Annotated in this window: 19 protein-coding genes and 1 CRISPR repeat array (1 of these 20 cut by a window edge); of the genes, 10 read left to right on the top strand and 9 right to left on the bottom strand. The window is 69.2% G+C overall.

Going from position 1 to position 23,068, the window contains the following annotated elements; all coding sequences use genetic code 11:
• Positions 1-2,555: a CRISPR direct-repeat array (repeat unit 37 nt; unit sequence GTGGCGCCCGCCCTCATCGGCGGGCGAGGATCGCAAC); it reaches 1,342 nt to the left of the window's first position.
• 97 nt (positions 2,556-2,652) lie between these two features.
• Complete coding sequence (locus FKD65_RS22405; RefSeq protein WP_141579346.1) at positions 2,653-4,110, bottom strand: site-specific integrase; 1,458 nt, start codon at positions 4,108-4,110, stop codon at positions 2,653-2,655.
• Positions 4,111-4,633: 523 nt separating this feature from the next.
• On the opposite strand from FKD65_RS22405, the gene FKD65_RS22400 reads away from it, so the two are divergent.
• A complete protein-coding gene (locus tag FKD65_RS22400; protein ID WP_141579345.1) occupies positions 4,634-5,413 on the top strand; it encodes an aminotransferase class IV family protein in 780 nt (259 codons plus the stop codon).
• Between the two features lie 177 nt (positions 5,414-5,590).
• Here the strand turns inward: FKD65_RS22400 and FKD65_RS22395 are convergent, their stop codons facing one another.
• Complete coding sequence (locus FKD65_RS22395) at positions 5,591-6,220, bottom strand: TetR/AcrR family transcriptional regulator (protein ID WP_141579344.1); 630 nt, start codon at positions 6,218-6,220, stop codon at positions 5,591-5,593.
• Between the two features lie 95 nt (positions 6,221-6,315).
• Between FKD65_RS22395 and FKD65_RS22390 the strand changes: the two genes are divergently transcribed.
• Positions 6,316-7,179, top strand: coding sequence for an SDR family NAD(P)-dependent oxidoreductase (locus FKD65_RS22390; RefSeq protein ID WP_141579343.1), 864 nt, complete (start codon positions 6,316-6,318; stop codon positions 7,177-7,179).
• 710 nt (positions 7,180-7,889) lie between these two features.
• Positions 7,890-9,020: a carboxypeptidase-like regulatory domain-containing protein gene (locus tag FKD65_RS22385; protein WP_141579342.1), complete on the top strand. Its 1,131-nt coding sequence runs from the start codon at positions 7,890-7,892 to the stop codon at positions 9,018-9,020.
• Positions 9,021-9,348: 328 nt separating this feature from the next.
• Here the strand turns inward: FKD65_RS22385 and FKD65_RS22380 are convergent, their stop codons facing one another.
• The 6 genes from FKD65_RS22380 to FKD65_RS22360 form a co-directional block, all read right to left on the bottom strand.
• Positions 9,349-9,945, bottom strand: coding sequence for a hypothetical protein (locus tag FKD65_RS22380; protein WP_141579341.1), 597 nt, complete (start codon positions 9,943-9,945; stop codon positions 9,349-9,351).
• A 154-nt stretch (positions 9,946-10,099) separates the two neighbouring features.
• The gene (locus tag FKD65_RS22375) at positions 10,100-12,859 is read right to left on the bottom strand and encodes an AAA family ATPase (RefSeq protein ID WP_141579340.1); all 2,760 of its coding nucleotides are present in this window, start codon (positions 12,857-12,859) and stop codon (positions 10,100-10,102) included.
• A gap of 1,373 nt (positions 12,860-14,232) precedes the next feature.
• Positions 14,233-14,472 carry a hypothetical protein gene (locus tag FKD65_RS45020; protein ID WP_205718218.1) on the bottom strand — a complete coding sequence of 80 codons (240 nt, stop codon included), beginning with the start codon at positions 14,470-14,472 and terminating at the stop codon, positions 14,233-14,235.
• Complete coding sequence (locus FKD65_RS45015) at positions 14,469-14,642, bottom strand: hypothetical protein (RefSeq protein WP_205718217.1); 174 nt, start codon at positions 14,640-14,642, stop codon at positions 14,469-14,471. Before FKD65_RS45015 ends, FKD65_RS45020 begins: the two co-directional genes overlap by 4 nt.
• 175 nt (positions 14,643-14,817) lie before the next feature.
• A complete protein-coding gene (locus FKD65_RS22365; protein WP_141579339.1) occupies positions 14,818-15,336 on the bottom strand; it encodes a hypothetical protein in 519 nt (172 codons plus the stop codon).
• Positions 15,337-15,697: 361 nt separating this feature from the next.
• Positions 15,698-16,135, bottom strand: a complete 438-nt coding sequence (locus FKD65_RS22360) for a hypothetical protein (RefSeq protein WP_141579338.1) — start codon at positions 16,133-16,135, stop codon at positions 15,698-15,700.
• Between the two features lie 278 nt (positions 16,136-16,413).
• Between FKD65_RS22360 and FKD65_RS22355 the strand changes: the two genes are divergently transcribed.
• The 3 genes from FKD65_RS22355 (at position 16,414) to FKD65_RS22345 (ending at position 18,284) form a co-directional block, all read left to right on the top strand.
• A complete protein-coding gene (locus tag FKD65_RS22355; RefSeq protein WP_141579337.1) occupies positions 16,414-16,983 on the top strand; it encodes a GNAT family N-acetyltransferase in 570 nt (189 codons plus the stop codon).
• A 196-nt stretch (positions 16,984-17,179) separates the two neighbouring features.
• Positions 17,180-17,467, top strand: coding sequence for a hypothetical protein (locus FKD65_RS22350; protein WP_141579336.1), 288 nt, complete (start codon positions 17,180-17,182; stop codon positions 17,465-17,467).
• A 238-nt stretch (positions 17,468-17,705) separates the two neighbouring features.
• Positions 17,706-18,284 (top strand): dihydrofolate reductase family protein, encoded by a 579-nt coding sequence (locus FKD65_RS22345; protein ID WP_141579335.1) that lies wholly within the window; start codon positions 17,706-17,708, stop codon positions 18,282-18,284.
• Here the strand turns inward: FKD65_RS22345 and FKD65_RS22340 are convergent.
• A complete protein-coding gene (locus FKD65_RS22340) occupies positions 18,266-18,976 on the bottom strand; it encodes a helix-turn-helix domain-containing protein (RefSeq protein WP_141579334.1) in 711 nt (236 codons plus the stop codon). The genes FKD65_RS22345 and FKD65_RS22340 overlap by 19 nt on opposite strands.
• Positions 18,977-19,266: 290 nt before the next feature.
• Between FKD65_RS22340 and FKD65_RS22335 the strand changes: the two genes are divergently transcribed.
• The 4 genes from FKD65_RS22335 (at position 19,267) to FKD65_RS22320 (ending at position 23,052) form a co-directional block, all read left to right on the top strand.
• Positions 19,267-19,851, top strand: a complete 585-nt coding sequence (locus FKD65_RS22335; RefSeq protein ID WP_141579333.1) for a pyridoxamine 5'-phosphate oxidase family protein — start codon at positions 19,267-19,269, stop codon at positions 19,849-19,851.
• A 254-nt stretch (positions 19,852-20,105) separates the two neighbouring features.
• The gene (locus tag FKD65_RS22330; protein ID WP_141579332.1) at positions 20,106-21,887 is read left to right on the top strand and encodes an aminotransferase class I/II-fold pyridoxal phosphate-dependent enzyme; all 1,782 of its coding nucleotides are present in this window, start codon (positions 20,106-20,108) and stop codon (positions 21,885-21,887) included.
• A complete protein-coding gene (locus FKD65_RS22325; RefSeq protein WP_141579331.1) occupies positions 21,884-22,687 on the top strand; it encodes a phosphatidate cytidylyltransferase in 804 nt (267 codons plus the stop codon). Before FKD65_RS22330 ends, FKD65_RS22325 begins: the two co-directional genes overlap by 4 nt.
• Positions 22,688-22,785: 98 nt before the next feature.
• On the top strand, positions 22,786-23,052 hold the full coding sequence (locus FKD65_RS22320) for a hypothetical protein (RefSeq protein WP_205718216.1): 267 nt from the start codon (positions 22,786-22,788) through the stop codon (positions 23,050-23,052).
• The last annotated feature ends 16 nt before the right edge of the window (positions 23,053-23,068 follow it).

The following is a 23,068-nucleotide window of genomic DNA, read 5'->3' as shown; positions in this document are numbered from 1 at the left end:
CCCTCATCGGCGGGCGAGGATCGCAACTCATTCGCAAGGAGTCGAAGAACTCCAAGAAGAAGAGTGGCGCCCGCCCTCATCGGCGGGCGAGGATCGCAACGTCGAGACCACCAAGGCACTGCGCGCCCTCGCCGGTGGCGCCCGCCCTCATCGGCGGGCGAGGATCGCAACTGCATCAGCCACCACAGCAGCGCCACGTCGCCCGCGTGGCGCCCGCCCTCATCGGCGGGCGAGGATCGCAACGACTGCTCGAGCCTGATGCAGTACGGCTGGTATCAGGCGGTGGCGCCCGCCCTCATCGGCGGGCGAGGATCGCAACCTCGCGCAGCACATGCACGCGCTGCTGGATGACCCGGCGTGGCGCCCGCCCTCATCGGCGGGCGAGGATCGCAACCTCCGGATTCCGCCGGACGGTCTCCCGCCCGCGGAGGCCAGTGGCGCCCGCCCTCATCGGCGGGCGAGGATCGCAACGCGCCAATGGTCGCCGCGATGCCCAGCCACAGGCCCACGTGTGGCGCTCGCCCTCATCGGCGGGCGAGGATCGCAACCACTCCGGCCTCTCCGAGCTGCAGGCCGACGTGGCGGGTGGCGCCCGCCCTCATCGGCGGGCGAGGATCGCAACTCTGGGGACAACAGGGATCAGCGCGGCTACCTTGCATGGGTGGCGCCCGCCCTCATCGGCGGGCGAGGATCGCAACCGCATCTGCGGGTTCGACGAGGCCGTGGCCTGCCAGCTCGTGGCACCCGCCCTCATCGGCGGGCGAGGATCGCAACCGCGTGGGTGTCCAGTCTCACGAAGAGAACAACTATGTGGCGCCCGCCCTCATCGGCGGGCGAGGATCGCAACCGTGAGACGGCCCCCGCAGGGGTGGGGCCGCCCGGGTGGCGCCCGCCCTCATCGGCGGGCGAGGATCGCAACGCCTGCGTGCTGTTCAGCGTGTGGGAGTAGTCCGCCGTGGCGCCCGCCCTCATCGGCGGGCGAGGATCGCAACCGTGTCGGGTCCATCGCGCCGCTGGCGGGAATGGACCCGTGGCGCCCGCCCTCATCGGCGGGCGAGGATCGCAACCGTGTCGGGTCCATCGCGCCGCTGGCGGGAATGGACCCGTGGCGCCCGCCCTCATCGGCGGGCGAGGATCGCAACCAAAGGCCAGCGTTGTGCCCGAGAGACAGGGCGAGGTGGCGCCCGCCCTCATCGGCGGGCGAGGATCGCAACCGTGTCGGGTCCATCGCGCCGCTGGCGGGAATGGACCCGTGGCGCCCGCCCTCATCGGCGGGCGAGGATCGCAACCAAAGGCCAGCGTTGTGCCCGAGAGACAGGGCGAGGTGGCGCCCGCCCTCATCGGCGGGCGAGGATCGCAACAGGTAGGTGCGCTGCACTGCGACCGGCCCCGCATACGTGGCGCCCGCCCTCATCGGCGGGCGAGGATCGCAACGCTTTCGGTCACGTGACGTCCACCTCCTGGCCCTCGGAGGTGGCGCCCGCCCTCATCGGCGGGCGAGGATCGCAACACCATGGCCCGCAAGAACCGTGCTCCGCGCGCTCCGCAGTGGCGCCCGCCCTCATCGGCGGGCGAGGATCGCAACCGGCTGCTCGTCGAGTCCTGGTGCTGGTGCTCCCGGCGTGGCGCCCGCCCTCATCGGCGGGCGAGGATCGCAACATCTTGAATATCGCGCATGCGGTTAAGGGCCTGCTTGTGAGTGGCGCCCGCCCTCATCGGCGGGCGAGGATCGCAACGGTCCTGTAGCCAATCGGCGGCAGCGGCCTCGGCCGGTGGCGCCCGCCCTCATCGGTGGGCGAGGATCGCAACTCCAACATCCGGAGTTCATCGGCGAGGGGCGCGTACAGGTGGCGCCCGCCCTCATCGGCGGGCGAGGATCGCAACACATCCCGCCTGGCGAGCGGAGCGCAACGGCCTACGGTGGTGGCGCCCGCCTTCACCGGCGGGCGAGGATCGCAACTGGACATGCTGTCCAGTGGTCCCTTGGACCTTGTTTAGTGGCGCCCGCCCTCACCGACGGGCGAGGATCGCAACTCAATCGCGGCAAGGTGGCCCGTGACGTCCGTCCGGTCGTGGCGCCCTCCCTCACCGGCGGGCGAGGATCGCAACCTCTGGCGCAGCCTCGCTGCGCGTATGTCGGACAGTGGCGCCCGCCCTCACCGGCGAGCGAGGATCGCAACCAGTGCTTCGTAACGCGGACGATCACCGGGGCCGCGGTGGCGCCCGCCCTCACTGGCGGGCGAGGATCGCAACCAGCCGCGCCCCCGGTGAGGCGTTGACCGGCAGCCCAGTAGTGGCGCCCGCCCTCAGTGGCGGGCGAGGATCGCAACGCCTACACCGCGAAGCTCGAGCAGGCCCGCACCGCGAGTGGCGGCCGCCGTCATCGGCGGGCGAGGATCGCAACACGCTCCGTGAGCACCTGCTGAACATGCGGTTCTGGCACGTGGCGCCCGCTCTCACCGGCGGGCGAGGATCGCAACCCACACATGGGACACGTGGTGCTGGCGTCCAAGCCGGGGTGGCGCCCGCCTTCACCGGCGGATGAGGATCGCAACAGGAGAGTCGGGACACCCAGCGTTATCGGTCGTCGTGGCCCCTGATTGTGGGCCCTGGATTGGGCGCCCCGGACGGACGAGACGTTCAAGTGTCCGGTTAGGCCGGGCGTAGATGGTTCTTGTTGCCGCTGTGTTGGGCGATGGTTAGGTCGGCGATCACGGCTCGGAGGCGAGCGATCTCCTGGTTGGCGGTATCCAACTGAGCGTCCGTGGCGGGTGGCTCAGCCTGAGAGCGGGCGGTGCTCCGTATCTTGTTCAGCGCTGTCAGAGCGGTTTCGTCGGCGTTGGGCAGGCTGTGGAGGTACTTCTCTGTTGTCGCGAGCTTGAGGTGACCCAGGCGTTCCTTGACGACCTGGAGGTCGGCGCCGCCGGCGAGGAGCCATGAGGCATGAGCGTGGCGTAGGTCATGGATGCGGGGCGACCAGTCGAGTCCGGCTGCGTCTCGAGCTGGATACCAGCAGTACTTGCGGAACCAGTTGGCCGGGATGTGAGGGTCGGTGTCGACGGCACGCGGGCGACGCGGGCCGTCCTTGCCTCCGGCGCGACGCTTGGCTCGGTAGGTGGCGTAGGCGGCCCGGCAGTGATCGCACTTGCACTTGCCCAGGCTGTAGGCGGTGATCGTGCCGTGCGTGTAGGTACGTCCGTTCGGAGCCTCGAACTCCAAGCTCCCGGGGGCGGCGGCTTCGAGATGCGGTTTCGCTGGTACGTCGCGGCGCGAGAAGAAGAGGTCGTCGAGCTTCAGGCCGTGTGCTTCTACGTGGGCCTTGAGCTTGGCGACGATCTGGGCGCTGAGCTTGAAGCGTCGGTGCTTTCGGTTCTTGGGGTACTCCTTGACCAGGAAGCGCTTGCCCTCTGGATGGTTCTTACGGGTGAGTTCGATGACTGCGCGGCTGATGGTGAGGATGCCGGTGGTGAAGTCGAGGTCCTTGACGCGCAGTTCGGTGAGTTCTCCCCAGCGAAGCCCGCTTTCGATGTCCGTTTCGATGAGGAGTTGCGCGTCGGAGTCGGGCAGGCGTTGGTAGATCGCGTCGAACTGCTCGACGGTAATGATCTTCCGTATCTTCTCCGGTACCGGGTCCGTTTCGATCCCGCGGCTCGGGTGAATGACGACCACGTGGTCGCGCAGTGCGGTGGTGAATATCGCATTGAGGACTGACACTTTGCAGTACTGGATCCTGCGTGGTGTAACGCCCTTTGCTTTGAGATGGGTGATCCACTGTTGGATGTGCTCAGGGAAGATCTCGTTCATCCGCATATCGCCGAAGTAGGGCATGATGTGTTTGTAGATGGCCGATATGTAATCCTGTCTCGTGCTCGGTTCCATGCGGTGATTGGGGAGCCAGGTATCTTCGACGTAGTTCCGGAACCTTTGTCTTCTACGAGCGTGGTCCCATGGGATGCCTTCCCTGACCTTGACTTCTGCGGCCTGCCAGGCTCGTTCGGCCTCCTTATATGTGGAGAACGTCCCGGCTGAGCGCTGTTTGCCCCTGTGGTCCATGTATAGGGCCTGGTAGCGGGTCGACTTCTTGTTGTTGTAGGTGCGGACGAACCCCATGCCTGGCCACCTCTCGCCACCTTGATCATCTATCATTTTTCCATCACTGGATCACAGATGATCGGGTGATAATTGGACGGACTGTATGGCAGTCCGATCGGGCTGCTGACCTGCACTTTAACGAGAGATGGCCGATTTTCCTAATGGACAATTCGGGCGTGGTTTAACGTTCCCAAGCTGACAGCGCGGGTTCGATTCCCGTCACCCGCTCTCACACCGAAGGCCCAGGCCAGTGCCTTTTCGCTGACGCTGGGCCTCTTTCGTTTCCCGGCACCGTGCCCGTTGCGTGCCTGTTTGTGTGTGCTCCGCTTCTGTCCACCCGTGAGTTGCCGCTCGGGTGATCGGCGAACGAGGAAGCGATCTCCCGCTCGCGTCACGTGGACCTGGTGATCTGCGTGGAGGAGCGCCCATCCGTCCATCGAGTTCTGCTGGCGAGGCCCCCACCGGCCGGGTAGGGGGCGGTGACGACGTGAGGGACAAGAGTGGCCGAGCGTAGTCCAGGGCTGCTGACACACTGGGCACTGTGGCTGAACTCAACGGCGTACCTGTCGCTCCGAATGAGCTCCAGGCGCTGGCTCTGGTGAACTACGGGCACTTCACCTCGATGCGCATGGAAGGCCGGCGCATCAGGGGCTTCTCGCATCACCTAGAGCGACTTGTCCGAGACTGCCGTGTTCTCTTCGGTCATGAGCTGGACCGTCGGCTGGTCCGGGAGTACGTCAGAAAGGCCACCGCCGGACGGGACGGCGCGTTCGTCGTCCGCGTGACGATCTATGATCCCGACCTCGAACTCGGCCACCCCGGCGCCCGAGCCAAGCCAAAGGTCCTCGTCGCGACCCGGCCGTCCGGAGCGTGGCCGATGGCGCCGATCCGGGTCCGGTCCGTCCCCTACGTGCGTGAGCAGCCTGAGCAGAAGCACCTCGGTCTGTTCGGGACCCTGTGGCATCGCCGCAATGCCCAACTCGACGGATTCGACGACTGCGTCTTCACCGATCTGAACCGGTACGTCTCCGAAGGAGCCACATGGAACATCGGGTTCTTCGACGGAGAGCAGGTCATCTGGCCTGACGCCGAAGTGCTGAGAGGCGTGACCATGCGCCTACTGCACCAGGTCCACGACGCGACGTCCCTGGGCCCCGTCAACCTCTCGGACCTGCCCCGAATGGAAGCAGCGTTCGCCACCAACACGGCCATCGGCGTACGCGCGATCACGTCTATTGATGACGTGGAGTTTCCCGACGCACATCCGATTCTGGACACCCTTCGCAAGGAGTACGAAGAGATCCCTGCCGAAACAGTCTGAGACCCATCTCTCTACGGAGAGGTCCACGCGCCCCCACGGGCAGGCAAGAAGCAAACCTGCTGGCATGGGCGACCCGGCTGTCCCTTTGTCTCTCGCCGCATCGTCAAAGACGCTGTCGTGCGAAGCAGCAGACTTTAGGGCGGGCGCAACGGGCCCGGTGAGCTGTCGTATTGCGGATCAAGGCCGGGGTGTGAAGGCGCTGAGGAATGTGGCCACCGCGGATTCGGCGATGGCCTTGCGTTCGGGGCGGGGGATGCGGCGGGTGCCGAAGCGCGACCGGGCCTCCAGCGGCCCGGTCAGCAGCGCCGTGAGGTGTTCGGCGGCCAACGCCGGGTCGGAGATGGTGATGTGGCCTTCCAGGGCCGGGCGGGCGAGCCGGTCGGCGAGCGCTTGGGCGACCGGCTCGGCGACGCCGACCTGCGTCAGTTCCAGCAGATCGGGAAACTGCGGAGTCTCGGCGTAGAGCAGGCGCCTTAGCGCCCAGGACTGCGGGTCGCAGTAGCAGTCGACGAGATGGATCCCGACTTTGGTCAGCGCGGCCGGCAGGTCGTCACCCGCCTTGGCCAGCAGCGCCACCGCGGCCAGGTTGCGGGCCAGCGCCCGCTCGGACAGCGCGGCGATGGTCTCGCGGAACAAGGTCTCCTTGTCGCCGAAGTGGTTGTAGACGGTGGCCTTGGCGACGCCCGCCTCCGCGGCGATCTGGTCGACACGGGCCAGCGAGTAGCCCTCGCGCGCGAACACGCTGAACGCGGCGTCCAGGATGTCCTTCCGCTTGTCGATGCGGCCCCTGTCCAGCTGTGGGCTCATGTTCTCAGCATACCGGGCCGTTCACTGAACCAGACTCTATGGACTAGTGAGCCCCATGGACAAGGCTATACTTCAAAGGCTATTGAATTAGACTCATGAGTCTACTTGAGGAGACGTCATTGAAGACCATCGTGATCACGGGGGGCACTGACGGCATCGGCAGGGGACTGGGCCTCCACTACCTGGACCGCGGCGAGCGGGTGATCGTCGTCGGCAGAAACCCGGAGAAGGGCCGCCGGTTCCTTGAGGAGGCCCAGACCATCGGCTCGGGCGAGCGCGTCGCGTACATTCAGGCCGATCTGAGCCTGGTGGCCGAGAACCGGCGCGTCGTCGCGGAGATCGCGCGGCGGCATCCGGTCGTGGACGCCCTGGTGCTGGCCGCGCGCTACTACCGCTCGGCCCGCCACGAGACCGCCGAGGGCATCGAGCACAACTTCGCGCTCTTCTACCTCAGCCGGTATCTGTTCAGCCACGGCCTGGCCGACCGGCTGGAGGCGGGGGAGCAGCCGGTGATCCTCAACCTGGCCGGACCGGGCGGTGACCTGTCGGCGATGAACTGGGACGACCTCCAGTTCACCCGCGACTACCGGCCGGACCGGGTCATGGCGCAATGCGGCAAACTCAGCGACCTCGCCGGCGTCGGTTTCATCGCTGCACGTCCCGGTACCCAGATCCGTTACGTCCTGGCGCATCCCGGCCTGACCGCGACCGGATTCACCGGTGACTACGACGAGGCCGACGCCGCATTGGTCGCCGGAATGCACGACCGCGGCCAGCCGGTCGACGCGGCCGTGGCCATGCTGCGACGCCATCTCGACAACCCCGACCCAGAACCGTTGAGCGCCTACATGCAGCACACCAAGATCGACGTTGGCGGCGCGCCCTTCGACCCCGCCGCCGCGCGACGGTTGGCGGACATCACCCCGACCATGCTCTCCGGGAGCGGCCAACCGGCCTAGGAGGCCAGGCCGACCGCCGTCCCGATCGCCGTGCTCGTTGCCCTGGGCCGTCAGCGGGCTAATGGGCGAGGTGATCCAGAGGCATTCACGGTTACTCGCGGTACGGCACTACGCCAGGTCAGCGGTCCCCGCAGGGTCGGGGCTATTTCCAAGTTGACTCGACTGGAAAGCCTTATCGGTGGCTGCTCGCCGATGGTTACGATCCCGGAGTGGCGACCGATGATGCCGCGCCGGACGGAGTCCAGGACGAGTTGGCGCAGTGGCTTCGCGTGCATGAGGCGCCAACCATCCAGCTGGTGGACGACTCGACGCCGGCCGCACTGCGGGCCGTCCCCGAAAGCGTGTCCATCTCGGGCACGCCCGTGCGGTTCTCGGCCGACCTGTGGCGCAACTTCATGTCCACAGCCGACCGGGGCGGGAGGTGGTCGCGCGGAATGGGCCACGGTGGGAGACCGGTGTTCACGTCGACGACATTGTGCAGCTGTGGGATACCAAGGGCAGAGCACTCCTGATCCGAGCATCCGAGGTGGAAATCGGAGCGGCGCATTGAGCAGCGTTCCTCGTCCCCGGAGCTCGGAGGACATCGCGGCCCAACCGGTGAGCACGCCGAACTTGATGCCTGGGACGGAGTAGCGCGGCGCGTTCCTTGAAGCGGTCCGCATCCGGCCATTCAGACAAATCGGGCGTTGCTTGGGGCGTCTTACCTCTGCGTGATCGAACACGCGACGGTTCCTCATCGACTCTGGGCAGGTGCTGATTTGCGACGAACCTCTGTGCTCGGCCCTGGCGTGCTCGTCCTCGCGATCGCATTGATCGTGAACCTCGCCACGGTCCGCGCCGCCGACGCCACTGACAAGATCCAGCCGACCATCACGCTCTCGGCAGACAGGAACCCACTCGACGTCGACCATCGGACGGCCGTCGTGACCGGCACGGTGACCGCGACCATGCCCGACGGGAGTACCGGGCCGCTCACCGGACAGCAGGTCGAGGTCACCCCCGATGTCGGAGCCGGCCAGTCGCGGACGCTGACCACGGACGGCGACGGACATTTCAGCCTGGCCATCACTCCGGACGACCGGTACACGATCGTGGAGGCGGTGATCAAGGAGACCGATCAGGTGGCCTCGGCGAGAGCGCCGCAACTGTGGCTCGAAGTCCGGCAGACCGCGGCCCGGGCCCTGTCCTGCGAGGTCACCCCCACGCGGGTCACCAAGACGACGCCCATCACAGTCACCGGCAGAGTCACCTACGACACCGGCGCGGGTCCCGTCCCCCTGACCGGGCGGAACATCGTGGTCCGGGATGACAAGAACTTCCAGGTTCTGGGAACCGCACCGCTGAACGCCGCCGGAGCATTCAGCGCCACGGTCCCGATCACTGCGGAACCGGGCTACCACCCCCTCTATGTGGCACCCGATATCCCGTCGGACGACCTCTACTTCTCCCCGGTCAACTGCGGAAACGCGGAGGGCAACGTGCCGGTGGTCGTCGCGCCGGGGACGCCGCAGTTCGCGAACTTCAATGTCGCGTTCAACGAACCCCACCGAGCGGGCGTCATCGGGTCCATCGAGAGCCCGTTGGGCCCCAACGGTGAAGTGCTCTTCTACCACATGGAGAATCTGCCCATCACCATCGAGTGGTCGCGCAGCGGCAGAACCCACTGGCAGCGACTCGGGCAACTGGTCACCATGAACAACGGGCTCTTCGGCACCCGTGACCGGGGTCTCCCGGAATCGGAGAGCGACCCGTTCCCCGCGCGCGGAGGGTACTTCCGGGCACGCTTTGACGGAAACGACTTCCTCTACCCGACCACCAGCCCGGTGGTGCGCGCACGGTAACCCGCCGCCGGAAAGGGCAACCGCGCCGCTTGAGAGCGCAGGGCCGTAGGAGGCCCTGCGCTCTGGGGCAGGCTGTGCCCTCCGCCCCTCGCCCGATCACCCGCGCTGCTTGGTACCCGTGGCCCCGACCGGTTGAGGCCGTCGCCAGCCCTCGGTGCCGCCGTCCTGCACAAACCTGCGGGCCCGTGAGACGACCCGGAGAACGTCGTCTCCCAAGCCCGTCGCGGATGAGGAGGGGCTCGCACGACACGGAAGGGCGGGGCGGATCGTTGTGATCCACCCCGCCCTCGACTGGCGTCCCGGTGCCGTCAGTGACGCCGGGAGGAGTTCATCGGCCAGGACCGAGCCGCGACTCGCGGTCGGGCCAGTGACCGTTCCCCTCGGCTCCGACGAACAGGTAGCCGGATACCGAGGTGTCGTCCAGCAGACCCCTGCCGCTGTCGCCGGTCTTGGTCAGATCCCCGTCGACCGTTTCCATCAGCCGCTGGAAACTCTCCAGCGCGGTCTCCTTGGAGCCGGAGAGATGGACCACGGCCGCGAGTTCGGAAGCGACCGGCCGGTAGATCTTCGTGCTGAGGACTGCCGGCCCGACCTTGCCGAGCGCGATGGTCAGCATGGTCTTCTCGATCGCCATGGACTGGGGATCGGCTTCCAGATACCCCGGGCAACTGGGTGCCTGGAGGCGATGGACGTCGACCCAGATGACGGCGTAGACGTCTTCCGACTTCTTCTGGGATTCCAGGTCCTGCATCAGGGCATCGGTGCCGGGCAGTTTCGCCAGCATCTTCGCTGCGTCCGCGCAGGCGTCGGCGTAGGTCGGCTGCCGGCCGTCGGTCTGTCCGAAACCGTGACCGATTGCCAGTAGTGCCAGCAGTACCAGCAGCGGAAGGAGCAGCGCGATGGCCCTGCGACGTTTGGTAGACACGTGGGTCCTCCGAATTTGCTTTGCGGACCGCTCTTCTGGCGGTCGTTCTCAGAAGACCGTCGGCGGTCGGCACCGATCGGCAATGCGCCGCCCGAGCGGCTCGCCGGAGACTCCGTCTTGCGGAGGGATTGCCGGGAGGGGCGGGCAGGGCGGCTTACGTACCGTCGTTGCCCTGGTCGGGCAGGGCCTGCGCGAGTTGGCGGCGAGAGGTGATGGCGAGCTTGGTGAACACCTTGCTCAGGTGGTACTCGACGGTGCGCGGGCTGAGGAACAGCTGGGCGCCGATCTCCGGGTTCGACAGGCCCTTGCGTGCCAGTCGGGCGATCTGCCCTTCCTGAGGAGTGAGGCCGTCGGGCGTCTCCGCGGTGCGCTTGCGGACGGTCTCGCCGGTTGCCAGGAGTTCGCGGCGGGCGCGGTCGGCGAAGGCCTGGGCGCCGAAGCCCTGCAGCATCTCGTGGGCGGTACGCAGATGCTCGCGCGCTTCGAGGCGCCGGTTCTCGCGACGCAGCCACTCGCCGAACACGAGGTGGGTGCGGGCGAGGTACGCGGCCGCCCGGCTGCGCTGGAGGCGCTCGATGGCCTCGCGGTACAGCAGGTCGGCGGCCTCGCCGTCGGAGAGCAGCGCCTTCGACCGGGCGAGGACGCCGAGGGCCCAGTCGGTACCGGCGGCGGTGGTGCGCGCCTCCAGCCGTCCCAACGCCGCGGCGGCCGTTTCGGGGGCGTTGCCGTAGGCGGCCGCCTCGACCAGTTCCACGAGGGCGAACCCGGTGAGCCCCAGATCGTCGTGCTCGCACGCCCTTCGCGCGCGGGACAGAGCGTCCTCGTACCGGCCGAGGGCGTTGTAGACCAGCGCGCTCCCGAAGTGGCCCCCGCTGATCGCTCGCCCCTCACCCCAGGTGATCGTCCGCTCGACGGCGGCGTCGAACCTCGCCGGTGCCTCGGTCCCGCCACGCCAGCTCATGAGCAGGTTGGAGGCGAAGCCGAAGTGGGCGTGACCGGTCACCTTCAAGATCGCGTCGGATTCCTCGACCAGCGTGGCGGCCGCGTCGAACCGACCGGCGTAGATGTGCACGGTGGCGCGGTAGGTGAGGGCCTGGGGAAGGAAGTGGAGCGCGCCGATCTCGCGGGCCGCCTGGATCGCGTGCTCGGCCAGGTCATGCAGGGCCTGGTCGTCCCACATGTCCGCGGCGACCAGATAGGCCAGCCCCAGCCGGCGCATGTTGTCTTCCGGGTTCTTTCGGGTCTCCTGCCGAAACGTCAGCAGGACGCGCTTCAACTGCGGCGCCGCCGCGGCGTAGCCCTCGGCGAACCGCGCCACCAGCCCGTCCAGAAGTGCGTCGACCGGCCGTGCGGGCGGTGGTCCCGCAGGTGCGGTGCGGGCGGTCTCGGCCACGGTCCGCAGGAGGTCGGGTTCGCCGAGCCTGCCGGCGAAGACCGCTGATCCGATGCCGTCGACGTAGGCCTCGCGTGCCTGCCCCTCGTCGACGCGAGCCAGCCGACCGGCCGCCTCCAGCAGCGGCCGCAGGGCTTCACCGCCGCGCTTGCGCGCGAAGACGATCTGGGCGCGCAGCCAGGCCGCCCGTCCGCTCTGGAGTTCGGTCAGCGGGCTCATCTCCGCGGAGCCGAGCAGCTCCAGCGCCACATCCGGGGCGCCGGCCTCGAAGGCGGCCTGCGCCGCGGCCAGCGCCCTCGCTCCGCGCCTGGCCGGATCCGGTGTCAGCTCGGTCGCGCGCCTCAGAAACGCCGCCGCCGCCGCGATGCCGCCGCGCGCCTGAGCCCGGTCGGCCAGCCGCTCCAGCTCACCGGCCACCGACTCGTCGGCCTCCAGCGCCGCGTGCGCGCGATGCCAGGCCCGCCGATCGGGGTCGGACGCGGGATCGGTCGCCGTGGCCAGCGCCCCGTGCGCCGCCCGCCGCTCCGCCAACGACGCGGCCGAGTACACCGCCGACCGCACCAGCGGATGCCGGAACCGCGCCCACGTCCCGATCTCCAGCAGCCCGTCGGCCTGCGCGGGCTCCACCGCCGAAGCGGGTACCCCGAGGTGCCCGGCCGCGCGCCAGATCAGCGCCGGGTCGCCGGTCGGCTCGGCCGCCGCGACCAGCATGAGCGACCGGGTCTCGGCCGGCAGCGCCGCCAGCCGCCGGCGGAAGCCCTCTTCGACCCGCGCGGGGACCGCCTGGGCCTCCACCAGTCCGAGCCCGCCCGCCAGCTGCGCCGGGCTCAGCCCGCGCGGCAGTTCCAGCAGGGCCAGGGGGTTGCCGTTCGTCTCCGCCAGTATCCGGTCCCTGATCCGTTCGTCCAGCGGGAAGTGGACCACCGAGCGCAACAGGGTCTGCGCCTCCTGCCTGGGCAGGCCGCGCACTTCCAGGTTCCCCAGCCCGTGGAACTGCCTGCCCGGCTCGCGCGCCGCGAAGATCAGCCCCACCGGCTCGGCCAGCAGCCGCCTGGCGACGAACGCCAGCACCTGGGCCGACGCCTGGTCCAGCCACTGCGCGTCATCGATCACGCAGAGCAGTGCGCGTTCCTCCGCCGCCTCCGCCAGGAGGGTCAGCACCGCCAGCCCGACCATGAACCGGTCGGGCGCCGTCCCCTGGCGCAGCCCGAACGCGACCGCGAGCGCGTCGCGCTGCGGGCCGGGGAGCTTGTCGATCCTGTCCAGCAGCGGCGCGACCAGGAGGTGCAGGCTGGCGAACGCCAGCTCCATCTCCGATTCCGCCCCGACGGCGCGCACCACCCGCATGTCCGCCGCCGACTCCGCCGTATGCCGCAGCAGGGCCGACTTGCCCACGCCCGCCTCTCCGCGCAGCACCAGGGCCCGCCCGCGTCCGGAGCGCACATCCCCCAGCAGGCCGTCCAGCTCGGCTCGCTCCCGCTGCCGATCCAGCAGCGGCGCGGGCTCAGACAGCGTCCCCATGCTCCTTGTTCTCCCGTTCAGTGCCCATCCGTCGGCGCGGCCAAGTCAGCGGCTAGCGGGAGCTTCACCAGGATTCCATTTCGGTCAGGACCCGATCAAGATCCAGTCGATGAGGCCTTCGCCTCCGAACCCGGGTCTCTTCGCCGCCATGTCGAGCAACGCCTAACGCACGCCTCTTGCCGGTGACGACGAGCAGGCCCTCGAAGAGGGACGCGGCTCCTTCGGCCTCCTGCAGGGGAGCTGGCCCGGGTGGTCTCGCTGGACGTCGCGCGCACCGTCGTCGTGTGCCTCTTCGCTCTGACGTTGCCGACCTGCGTGCCACTGCCTGCCGCTCGACCGGCCGATGCCATCGCAGGGTGTGCGCCGCCACCCGTGGACGGCCGATCAGTGCCCTGGCAATGATCGGAGCGCGATTGTTCGACACCTACACATCGGTGGTGAACGACCTGTTCCGCCTCGGCCCGGCGAGGTCGTCGCTGGCGCCGTCGCCCAGGTCGTCCACGAGGTCGGGCCGCGTCGCGCCTTCGATCAGGATCACCTCGTGCGCTTCCAGCAATCGCGGGAGCGCGGCGGGAATCCTCTTGGCCGTCGGGCGGCCGCGAAGTGTGAGTGATCTCGGCGGCATGGCTCGGACCGAGGGTGATCCGATGCCCACCGCTCTGCCGCAGCGGCTCCAGTGGCGAGATCGTCTCGGACGCGTCCCCGAGGACCGGTCTCACCGCAGACACCCACAGGACCGGGGATATTTCGCCAGGCTGTGCAGGAGTACCGCGAGCGTCTCCAGCTCACCGGATCCCGCCGCTGGACGTCGTAGAGGCGGACGGCCAGCGGAGCTGCGCCGCGCTCCGTGTCGTTCCTGTCCTCCCATCGCATCCGGAACCGCAGACCCACCGCGGTGCCCGGCAGCGGTCGAACCCGTGCCCGCGCGGCCAACAGGAGCTAGAGGGGATTGCCGGGCGCGGTGGCCCCGTGCCGATAGGCCAGGCATGCGGCTAGGCCCGCACGCGGGCCTTCCCGAACAGCCGCTTTGTTCCTGAGTCGCTCGGCCCCCTCGACCAGCACCACGCCGCCTTCTCCTGCGACCAGCGCGGCGAACCGCCGGCAGCAGTGTCACCCTGGGCTCGCGGCCGCGCCGCCGGAGACCGCCGACCGTGATACCGAAGGTCCGCAGCGCCTCGGTGCCGTCTCCTCGACCGCCATGACATCCATCCATCCAGCCCACCGGCGGAGGTCCGCCGCCGCTTCGGCACACTCTCGCCGGGGGCGGATCGCGGTCGCATTAGAAAGACCTGGCCCGGGGCCCTAGGCAGGAGCCGGCCGTCCCATAGGGGCTGCGCCAACTGACCAGTCGACCAGGCCAGGGCGAATGGTCGTCATGGCGGGGGAACCCGGAGGTGGCGCCGCTCGGCCAACTCCTCCTCGCTGACCAGGGTCAGGACGGGAGTGCCCGGAGGGGCGAACATGGTCACCACCAGCTGCGACTGCGCGTCCGCGAGGTTGTTGGCCCCCTGAATGTGGATCACGTCGCCGCCCGGCTCGAACAGGGCTTCACCGGCCTTGATCACCCGGGGCGGCTCCCCCTCCAGTTCGAAGAGGATCTCGCCTTGGGTCACGTAGCCGAAGAGCGGCCCCGGTGCCGGTGCGGCGGCGCGCCGGGGTCGCCGGGCGGCAGGGTGACCCGGATGGTCCTCGCCTCGGCGCCGTCCGGGATCCGGGCCGCCGCCTCGGGCAGGGTCGTGATCACCTCGACGCCGGGTGGAAGGTGTGCGTTCTGAGCGCTCATGTACTCCTCCGAACAGAGACTCTCTGCAGGAAGGACAGAACGACTGCACCATCTGTGACACCCGACGCGCCCCACCGCCCGTACGGGCGGGTCGCTGTTGGAATCGCGAACTGGGCGACGTCAGGGGACCTGGGGGCATCCCTGGACGACGCTGATCTCGCTGCGGATCAGGACGTCATCGGTGGGCGGGCTTGCCGTAAAGCGAGACCCTGTCGTCGCGCTCAAAGTCGTGTCGGCGTCCGAGGAACATCGTGCGCCGGGGCGCTTCGTGGGCGATGCTGACTGCCCAGTCGTGGTACGTCCACGTTATTGAATAGCCGGAGAACCGGAAATTGGCCCGGTACAGCGCGCTTTGGCCCGGCGTCAGGGTTCCCAGCGGGACCCGCCGTCTGTTCACGGGATAGGCGGCCCGGACCGGATAGCGCTCGATTCGGATCGCGCCGCCCGGTTCGTGTTTCAGGCCCAGCCAGTCCACCTCAGACAGGCGGCCATAGGTGCGGAGCTCTTCGGACGGGACATACCCGTCGGCCTCCCGCATCCAGACCTCGTGCACGAGTACTTCCGCGTCGCTGTCGCCGTCCGGGAGCGGGAACGCCTTGGGGAGCCGGCCGCGCACGGTCGCCTCAGCCGCACCTCTGCCACGTCCGGTCCAGACGATCCGGATCCGCTGGATGACCAACACGACACCGATCATGCCACCCGTCCCGGTCGGCCGGGTCTGTCGAACGGCTACCCTCCCGGTCCCCTCGCAGAACCCGCAGAAGAGTCCTCTGGCGGCATGAAGCGCGGTCAAGAGGCGTCTGACGGTCGGTTATTCGGGCTTGCGCTCCGGGACCGAAACCTGGTCACTGGCGAATTTCAGAGTGGGCGACGGCTGAGTTCGCCGGCTCAGGGCGTCAACGTGCAAAAGCCAGATCCGAGGGGCGCCGTTGCCGGGCCGTTTGCGCCGGCCTCGGCCAGGCCGGTACGCGCCTGTCCGACGACCTCGGGGTGGTGCCGGCGCCGTCAAACAGATCAGGCGGCTGGGAACCATGGTTCCCAGCCGCCTGCGGGTGTCAGTTCTCCGACCTCACTTCTTCCGAGGCGTCGGAGGACTCGGAGTCGGGGCCCTGCGGGGCCGCTGCCGCAGCCGCGCTGACGGTGTCGTCGGCGCGGCGGGCGATGAAGTCGGCGAGGACGCCGGCGAGGACGGCCACGCCGATGAGGGCGAAGGGAGCCCCGCTGTCGTCGGAGGTGGTCATCCAGACGCTCACACCGAGCTGCGCGATGCCCAAGCCCACGCAGGCGGGCCGAGCGTACATGCCGAAGAGGACGAGGGCCGTGCTGGAGATGATGGCCACCAGCGCGCCGAGGCTACCGCCCCGCACAGCGAACCCCACGACATCGTTCGTGCTGATGACGCCGTCCTGGGCGCCCACGATGATCACACTGCCGAAGACACCGCCGATGAGCGCGGCGGTGATGATGGCGAGAAGCTGCTTGAGAGCCTGCATGGTTCTCTCCCTGCTCTGATTTTTCCCCCGCTTACTTGCACGGGCTCAGGGGGGACCGTACGGAACGCCACCGCACCGGCAAGTCGGCAGGTCCTGTGCGGGCGAAGCCACCGGCACTGGGGATCCCGCCGCGCGCTTGTTGTCGTGACCCATGTCCGCTATCAGGTCGCGGAGATACTCGCGTCCGCCGCCAAGTGGCTGCCATTGTTCTTTGGCCGTTTCCGGGTAGGCGGAAATGAAGGTGCGGCTGTGCGGACGGGGCGGGTAGAACGGGGCGCATGCCTGTGCTCGTCCGCCCCGCAGTCGATTTCCACGCTTCGTTCCTCGCGGCGATGGCGGAGTTCCAGGCCGAAGGCCGCGGGACGCCGGACGGGGTGAGCAGGATCGATCGTGAGCTTCGGGAGTACGGCGCGCGATGGGCCGTTCCGGAGGTCTTCGCGGCTTACGTGGACCGGCTGAACGCCGAGTCGCTGCGGGAGTCACCGCGTCCGGAGGGGATGGTCCCGGCGACCACCTTCTGGTGGACGGAGGGAACGGAGTATCTCGGGCGGATCCAACTCCGGCACGATCTGACCGAATGGCTCCGCGATGTCGGCGGCCACATCGGTTATGACGTCCGCAGGTCCGCGCGAAGGCGTGGGCATGCCACCCGGATGCTGCGCGAGATCCTGCCCCATGCCCGGCGACTCGGACTCGACCAGGTACTGGTGACCTGCGACGAGGACAACGTCGGGTCGCGAAAGGTGATCGAGAACAACGGCGGTGTGCTGGAGGATGCCCGAAAGGGCAAGCTCCGATACTGGGTGCCGACGACGTGCGCCCCGGACGCCCAGCCCCCAGGCTGTTGATGAGCCATAAGCCCGATGAGCAGAGGTCGGCGGTGACCTGCGAGCATGCCGTCGTCCTGGTCATCGCGGGTGACAGCTAAATATCGCCGGGTGCGTCCAGGCCGGGCGGGGATCGGGCACGGGCATGCGTGCGGGTCGGGGATACTCTCGTCTCCCTCGATCAGGGTCGCTGATCGCCGCACGTCGGGATGTGATCATGGAGTTCGCCTCGGGACCGCCCAGCCGGTGGATCCTCACTCTCAGGAGCGGCTCGGAGATCGAGATCTGGGCGGACGGTTACAGCCGCGAGGGTGATCACTATCTGTTCGACGCCTACGTCCGCGCCTCACCTGACGAACAGCGCCAGGTCGAGGTCACGAGCCGCAGCCCTGGAAGCGCGGAGAATGTGCTCATAGTGGTGGCTCGCGTGCCCGTGGCCGAAGTCGAGGCGCTGTACGGCGGACCTGTCGATCCCGACCAGGAGGCGGTCGGGTCCGGTGGATGAGATTCCAGGTGCGCGCTCGGCGCACCGGAGGAAGGCGGCGGGGCGCAGGCGAAGGTGCCCGGCCGCCCATCGTCTCCACCGGCTCGGCGCGGAGTGACCGCGGTGTGGAGGGTGGAGCCGGTGGTAGCGGTGTTGCGCGCGCGTTCTGGAGCCGGTGTCGTTTCCGTCCAAGACGGACGGGGTGGTCGCGATCTAGTGTGGACCCCCGCGTTTCGCCCGATTATGAGGAGATAGCACTATGCGCAAGCTCGTCTACACCGGTTTCATGTCGCTCGACGGCGTCGTGGATTCGCCCGGCGGCGGGCCGGGGGAGGAGCACCGCAGCGGCGGCTGGGTGGTCAAGGACCTCGAGTTCGTCCCGGAAGCCTGGTCGCTGAAGGGCGAGGAGCTCGCCGAGACTACGGCGCTGATGTTCGGTCGCCGGAGCTACGAGGCGTTCGCGCCGCTCTGGCCCAGCTCCGAGGACCACGCCGACTACAAGGAGCTGCCCAAGTACGTGGTGTCGAGCACGCTGTCCGATGACGCCCTCGTGGACGGGTGGGGGCCGCAGACGATCCTGCGCTCGACCGAGGACGTCGCCGCGCTCAAGGAGGGCGAGGGCGGCGCGATCTTCATCCACGGGAGCGCGGAGCTCGCCCGGCGGCTGTCGGACGAGGGCCTGGTCGACCAGTACAACCTGCTCGTCTTCCCCGTACTGCTCGGGGCCGGGAAGAGCGTGTTCGGCCGGGCCGACCGCGACAAGCAGATGCTGGTGCTGCGGGAGTCGGAGACCTACTCGAACGGGATCCTGAAGCTCGTCTACGACGTCAGGCGCTGATCCAGGGCGAGGCCGATCGTGCCGACGGCCCCCTCGCGCAACTGCCCGGCGGTGCGTCCGATGTAGGAGCGCAGCGCCCGGGCCAGGTGCGACTCGTCGAAGTAGTCGAGCTTGGTGGCGACGTCGGCGGCCGGTCCGCCGGCCGCCAGCAGCTCCGCCGCCCGGCGGGCCCGCTCGATCTGCCGGACGCCGCCCCGCGTCAGCCCGGTCACCGCGCGGAACCGGCGTTCGACCGTGCGCCCCGAGACGGCGGGGCGGTGTCCCCGCAGCACGTCGGCGACGAGCGGGTCACGGACCACGGTCCCGGTGCGGACGAGATGCTCGACGAGGGCCTCGGCGTCGTCGGGGCCGGGCGTCTCCCAGCGCCGGCCGTCGAGCCGGAACGTCCGGCGCGTGGTGTCGGGGAGCACGATGCCGCTGTCGACCAGCGTCGGCGCGGGCATGGCCCGCAACGAGGTGCCCACGGCGAAATCGATGCCCGTGAAGGTCGCGCCTTCCGGCACAGGCGCCGTGCCCGTCCGAGTCTCGGGACCGGTGACCGTCGTGTACGCCCGGCCGTCCTGCTCCCAGAACACCAGGCCCCAGCGGACCCCCGCGACGGACGTCATCGCCGTGACCTGCTCGCTTGCGCAGGTCCATACGGTGTCGACCCATGGCGAGTCGGACCGGCGCGTCTCGAAGCGCAGTTCCACGCGCGAAGGATACGCGGCGCCGAGCTGCCGCGACCAACTGATTAATCCGCTGGAAGACGCGAAAGCAATCGGGGGCCAGGGCTGGTGACCGCAGCCGAGGCCGACCGCTCTGGGGCCATCCGCCTTACCGAACGCTGCCCGATCCACTCCCGGAGGTCCCGCGCTCTGGCCGTGGAGTCGCGATCCGCCTGTGGCGGCGCGTCGAAGGCGGGGTGAGGCGATCGGGCCTCTGGGCAGGAGCGATGACCTTGCCGCCATACTCGACCTTATAGGAAAGGAGTGCGAGATCCATGGGAAAGAGCTACGAGCGGATAGACGGCAGGCTGCGTAAGTTCATCGAGGCGCAGCACATCTTTTTCACCGCCACGGCGCCGCTGGACGGCGACGGCACCGTCAATCTCTCGCCCAAGGGGCTTGACGGCTCGTTCGCCGTGCTCGACGAACTCACGGTGGCCTACCTCGATTTCGCCGGCAGCAATGCCGAAACCATTGCCCATCTTCGGGAGAACGGTCGCATCACCCTGATGTGGTGCGCGTTCGACGGTCCGCCCAACATCGTGCGCGTGCACGGCCGCGGAGAACCGGTGTTCCGCGACGACGCGCGTTGGGCGGAGCTGATGGGCCACTTCCCGGACATCGACCCGACCCTGCACGGACTGCGGGCGATCATCGTCGTGACCGCCGAGAAGATCCGCGACACCTGCGGGTACGCCGTCCCGTTCATGACCTACGAACAGGACCGCCCGCTGCACGCCTCGCGCTTCGCGCGCGAGACCGACGAGTCGCTCGACGCTTACTTCCAGAAGAAGGAGCACGTCGCGACCAGCATCGACGGCCTCCCAGGGCTGCCCCTACCGCTGCCACCGCTCCCCTAGGCCCGGCCTCCCAGATAGCGACGGCGGGCCCTCAGGGGTAATCGGGGGTCGCCCAGGGCGATGCGGCACGGGGTGACGCCAGACGCCCGATCCGCTCCATGACCGCCGCCGCGCAGGCGGCAGGCTCTGCTCCAGCGGCAGGGGGCAGGCCTGGAGTGGCGGAGGAGTTGAGTACGGGGCTCGGGGACGGCTGAGTACCGGCACTCAGGCGGTGGGATGAGGGCCTCGGCAGAGTGGCGGCCGAGGTGATCCCCATGAGAACAGATCAGCAATCCCCGGGACCGGGCGCCGCCGGTTCGCCCATCGCGCCGGTCGTCGACGAGCTGGAACTTCGCATGTCGTCCGAGGCGGACCACGAGTGGATCCGCCGTCTCCGGCACGAGGTCTACGCGCGGGAACTCGGCCAGCACGTCCCCAATGCCGCCGGTCTGCTCACCGATGACCTCGACGGGAGCAACGTCTACATCGTGGCGGTCCGCCGAGGCGAACCGGCCGGGTTCATCAGTGTGACGCCCCCATGGGCAGGCCGCTACTCGATCGACCGGCACCTGCGGAGGGACGAGCACCCGGTGCTGGGTGAGGACGGCCTGTTCGAGATCCGGATCCTGACCGTCGATCCGAGTCTGCGCGGCGAGATGATCGGCAAGTTGCTGATGTACGCGACGCTTCGCTGGGTGGCGGCGCACGGGGGCCGGAGCATCGTGGCACTGGGCCGGGTCGAGCTGCTGCCGATGTACCTGGCGCTGGGGCTCGCGTCCACCGGCACGGCGGTGCGCTCGGGAGCCGTCGATTTCCAGCTCCTCACCGGCGACGTCGCCGAGCTCACCGGCCGGACGCTGCGACGATACGGGCCGCTGCTGCGCGATCTGGCACGGACGGTGCGGTGGAGGCTGGAGGTTCCCTTCCTGCCCGAGGACGAGTCCTGCGCGCACGGCGGCGCATCCGTCGAGGCCCTGGGACGGGGCTTCGAGAACCTGGACGCGAACGGCGACGTGGTCCCCGCCGACGTTCTCGACGCCTGGTTTCCGCCGGCTCCCGCCGCGGTCGCCGCCCTGGCCCGCGGGCAGGACTGGATCGCGCGCACATCTCCGCCGGCGCGGGCGGACGGCCTCGTCGAGGAGATCGCGCGCCGCCGCGGCCTGCCCGAGAACGCCGTCGCCGTCGGCGCGGGATCCTCCGACCTGATCTTCCGCGCGTTCCGCGGCTGGCTGGACGCCTCCAGCCGGGTGCTCCTGATCGATCCGACTTACGGGGAGTACGCCCATGTCGTCGAGCGGGTGATCGGCTGCCGTGCCGACCGGTTCCCGCTGCGCCGCGCGGAGGGCTGGCGGATAGACCCGGAACGTCTCGCCCGCGTCCTGCGGAAACGCTATGACCTTGTGGTCATCGTCAACCCCAACAACCCGACAGGGGTCCATCTCGACACGTCCCGGCTGCGGAAGGTGCTGGAGAGCGCGCCCGGCGGGACCCGGTTCTGGATTGATGAGACGTACGCCGGTTACGTCGGTGCGGGGCAGACGCTCGAACGCCATGCGGCGGAGGCCGGCAATATCGTCGTCTGTACCTCGCTGTCGAAGATGTACGCGCTGTCGGGCCTGCGGGCGGCCTACCTCACCGCGTCTCCGTCGATCGTGGCGGAGCTGCGCCGATGGACCCCGCCGTGGTCGGTGAGCCTGCCCGCCCAGATCGCCGCCGTGAGCGCGCTGCGCGATCCGGAGTACTACGCCTCCCGGTGGGCGCAGACGGCGGCGCTGCGTGCCGAGCTGGCAGCCGCGCTCGCCGAGGCCGATGAGAACGTGCGCGTCAGCGAGTCGGTGGCGAACTTCGTCCTGCTCACGCTGCCCAGGGGCGGGCTCACGGCGCCCCGGCTCGTCGAGCGGTGCCGGCGGCGCGGCGTGTTCCTGAGGGACCTGTCGCCGATGTCCCCCGCGTTCGAGGGCAGGACGGTGCGAATCGCGGTACGTGACGCCGCGGCGAACGCCCGCGTGGCGGCGGCCGTCGCCGAGGCCTTGCGCGGCCCGCACGGTATGGCGTGACCGGGTTCGCGGGTCCGGTCCCCTATCTTGCCGGTGCCCTGCTCGTCGGCGGCATCGCGGTCGGGTTGTCCAGGCGGCGGGAGTACGTGCTCCGGTGGTGCGCCTGGGCGGTGGGCGTGCCCGTCGTGGTCGTCGCCCTGTACATGGGCCCCGGCGGGGCGGCCGTCCTCGCCGCCTTGGCGGGAGTGGCATGCGCACTTGAGTACGCCGGCTTGACCGGCCTCCCCCGGCTCGACCGCACGGTGCTCGCCGTCGCCGTGGCAGTGGCGCCTGTGACGGCCTGGGTCGCGCCCGCCCATCTGCCCCAGGTCCTCACCCTCACACTCGCGGCCGTCGCCATGGTGCCGGTATTGGCCGGTGACGCGGCCGGGGGACTCTCCCGGCTGTGTTCCGGTGTGCTGGGAGTGATCTGGTTCGCGCCACTGGCTGGGGCTGTCCTGCTCGGCCAGGGGGTTTTGGCGTTGTTCGCCGCGGTGTCGATCGCGGACATCACCGCCTCCTTCGCCGGACGGTCGCTCGGCGGGCCGCCCCTTTCCCGGCTGTCGCCGTCCAAGCACTGGAGCGGCCTGGTGGCCGGGACCGTCACAGGCCTCGGCGCACTGGCCGTGTTCGGTGCGTTCACGCCCGCCTGGGCCGTCGCGGTCGCGGTCGGTGCCCCGCTGGGAGACCTGCTGGAGTCGATGGTCAAGCGAGGGGTCGAGGCCAAGGACTCCGCCTCATGGCTGGCGGGCGCCGGGGGCCTGCTCGACAGACTCGACTCCCTCCTCCTCACCCTCGCACTCGCCCTGGCACTCGACTAAGGACCGCCGGTGGAGGGCGCCGGCGCCGCCCGTCGCCGGGGTGACCTCCCAGGTATGTCGACGCCGTCTCCGACGGCACCGACGACCTGGGCGACGGGTTGCGGGCCCACTACCTCACGGAGGACCTACGGCGAAGGCTCGCCGGCTGGGAAGAGGCCAACAACGCCGACGGGGTGCTCAGGGCGCAGGACGTCCCAACCGCCTGGGAGGTGCGCTACGACGACTCGGGGGCCGGTCATCTGTCCGCCACCGCCACCCTCACCTGGGGCACCGGACCCGACGCCGGCCATACCCGTCTCGCGCTTCAGAGCGACCTCGGCACCAAACTGATCTCCGGCATCGAGGACTCCCCCGTGGGTTGCTGAACCCGTCTCGAACGGT

The sequence above is a fragment of the Actinomadura sp. WMMA1423 genome, assembly GCF_006547145.1.
Taxonomy (GTDB): Bacteria; Actinomycetota; Actinomycetes; order Streptosporangiales; family Streptosporangiaceae; genus Spirillospora.
This window is presented reverse-complemented; position numbering and strand designations above follow the sequence as displayed.

Excerpts from the sequence above, each read along its gene's own strand:
- FKD65_RS22405 (WP_141579346.1), bottom strand. The coding sequence starts at position 4,110 with ATGGGGTTCGTCCGCACCTACAACAACAAGAAGTCGACCCGCTACCAG.
- FKD65_RS22395 (WP_141579344.1), bottom strand. The coding sequence starts at position 6,220 with ATGAGCCCACAGCTGGACAGGGGCCGCATCGACAAGCGGAAGGACATC.
- FKD65_RS22390 (WP_141579343.1), top strand. The coding sequence starts at position 6,316 with ATGAGTCTACTTGAGGAGACGTCATTGAAGACCATCGTGATCACGGGG.
- FKD65_RS22375 (WP_141579340.1), bottom strand. The coding sequence starts at position 12,859 with ATGGGGACGCTGTCTGAGCCCGCGCCGCTGCTGGATCGGCAGCGGGAG.
- FKD65_RS45015 (WP_205718217.1), bottom strand. The coding sequence starts at position 14,642 with ATGAGCGCTCAGAACGCACACCTTCCACCCGGCGTCGAGGTGATCACG.
- FKD65_RS22365 (WP_141579339.1), bottom strand. The coding sequence starts at position 15,336 with ATGATCGGTGTCGTGTTGGTCATCCAGCGGATCCGGATCGTCTGGACC.
- FKD65_RS22360 (WP_141579338.1), bottom strand. The coding sequence starts at position 16,135 with ATGCAGGCTCTCAAGCAGCTTCTCGCCATCATCACCGCCGCGCTCATC.
- FKD65_RS22355 (WP_141579337.1), top strand. The coding sequence starts at position 16,414 with ATGCCTGTGCTCGTCCGCCCCGCAGTCGATTTCCACGCTTCGTTCCTC.
- FKD65_RS22350 (WP_141579336.1), top strand. The coding sequence starts at position 17,180 with ATGGAGTTCGCCTCGGGACCGCCCAGCCGGTGGATCCTCACTCTCAGG.
- FKD65_RS22345 (WP_141579335.1), top strand. The coding sequence starts at position 17,706 with ATGCGCAAGCTCGTCTACACCGGTTTCATGTCGCTCGACGGCGTCGTG.
- FKD65_RS22335 (WP_141579333.1), top strand. The coding sequence starts at position 19,267 with ATGGGAAAGAGCTACGAGCGGATAGACGGCAGGCTGCGTAAGTTCATC.
- FKD65_RS22330 (WP_141579332.1), top strand. The coding sequence starts at position 20,106 with ATGAGAACAGATCAGCAATCCCCGGGACCGGGCGCCGCCGGTTCGCCC.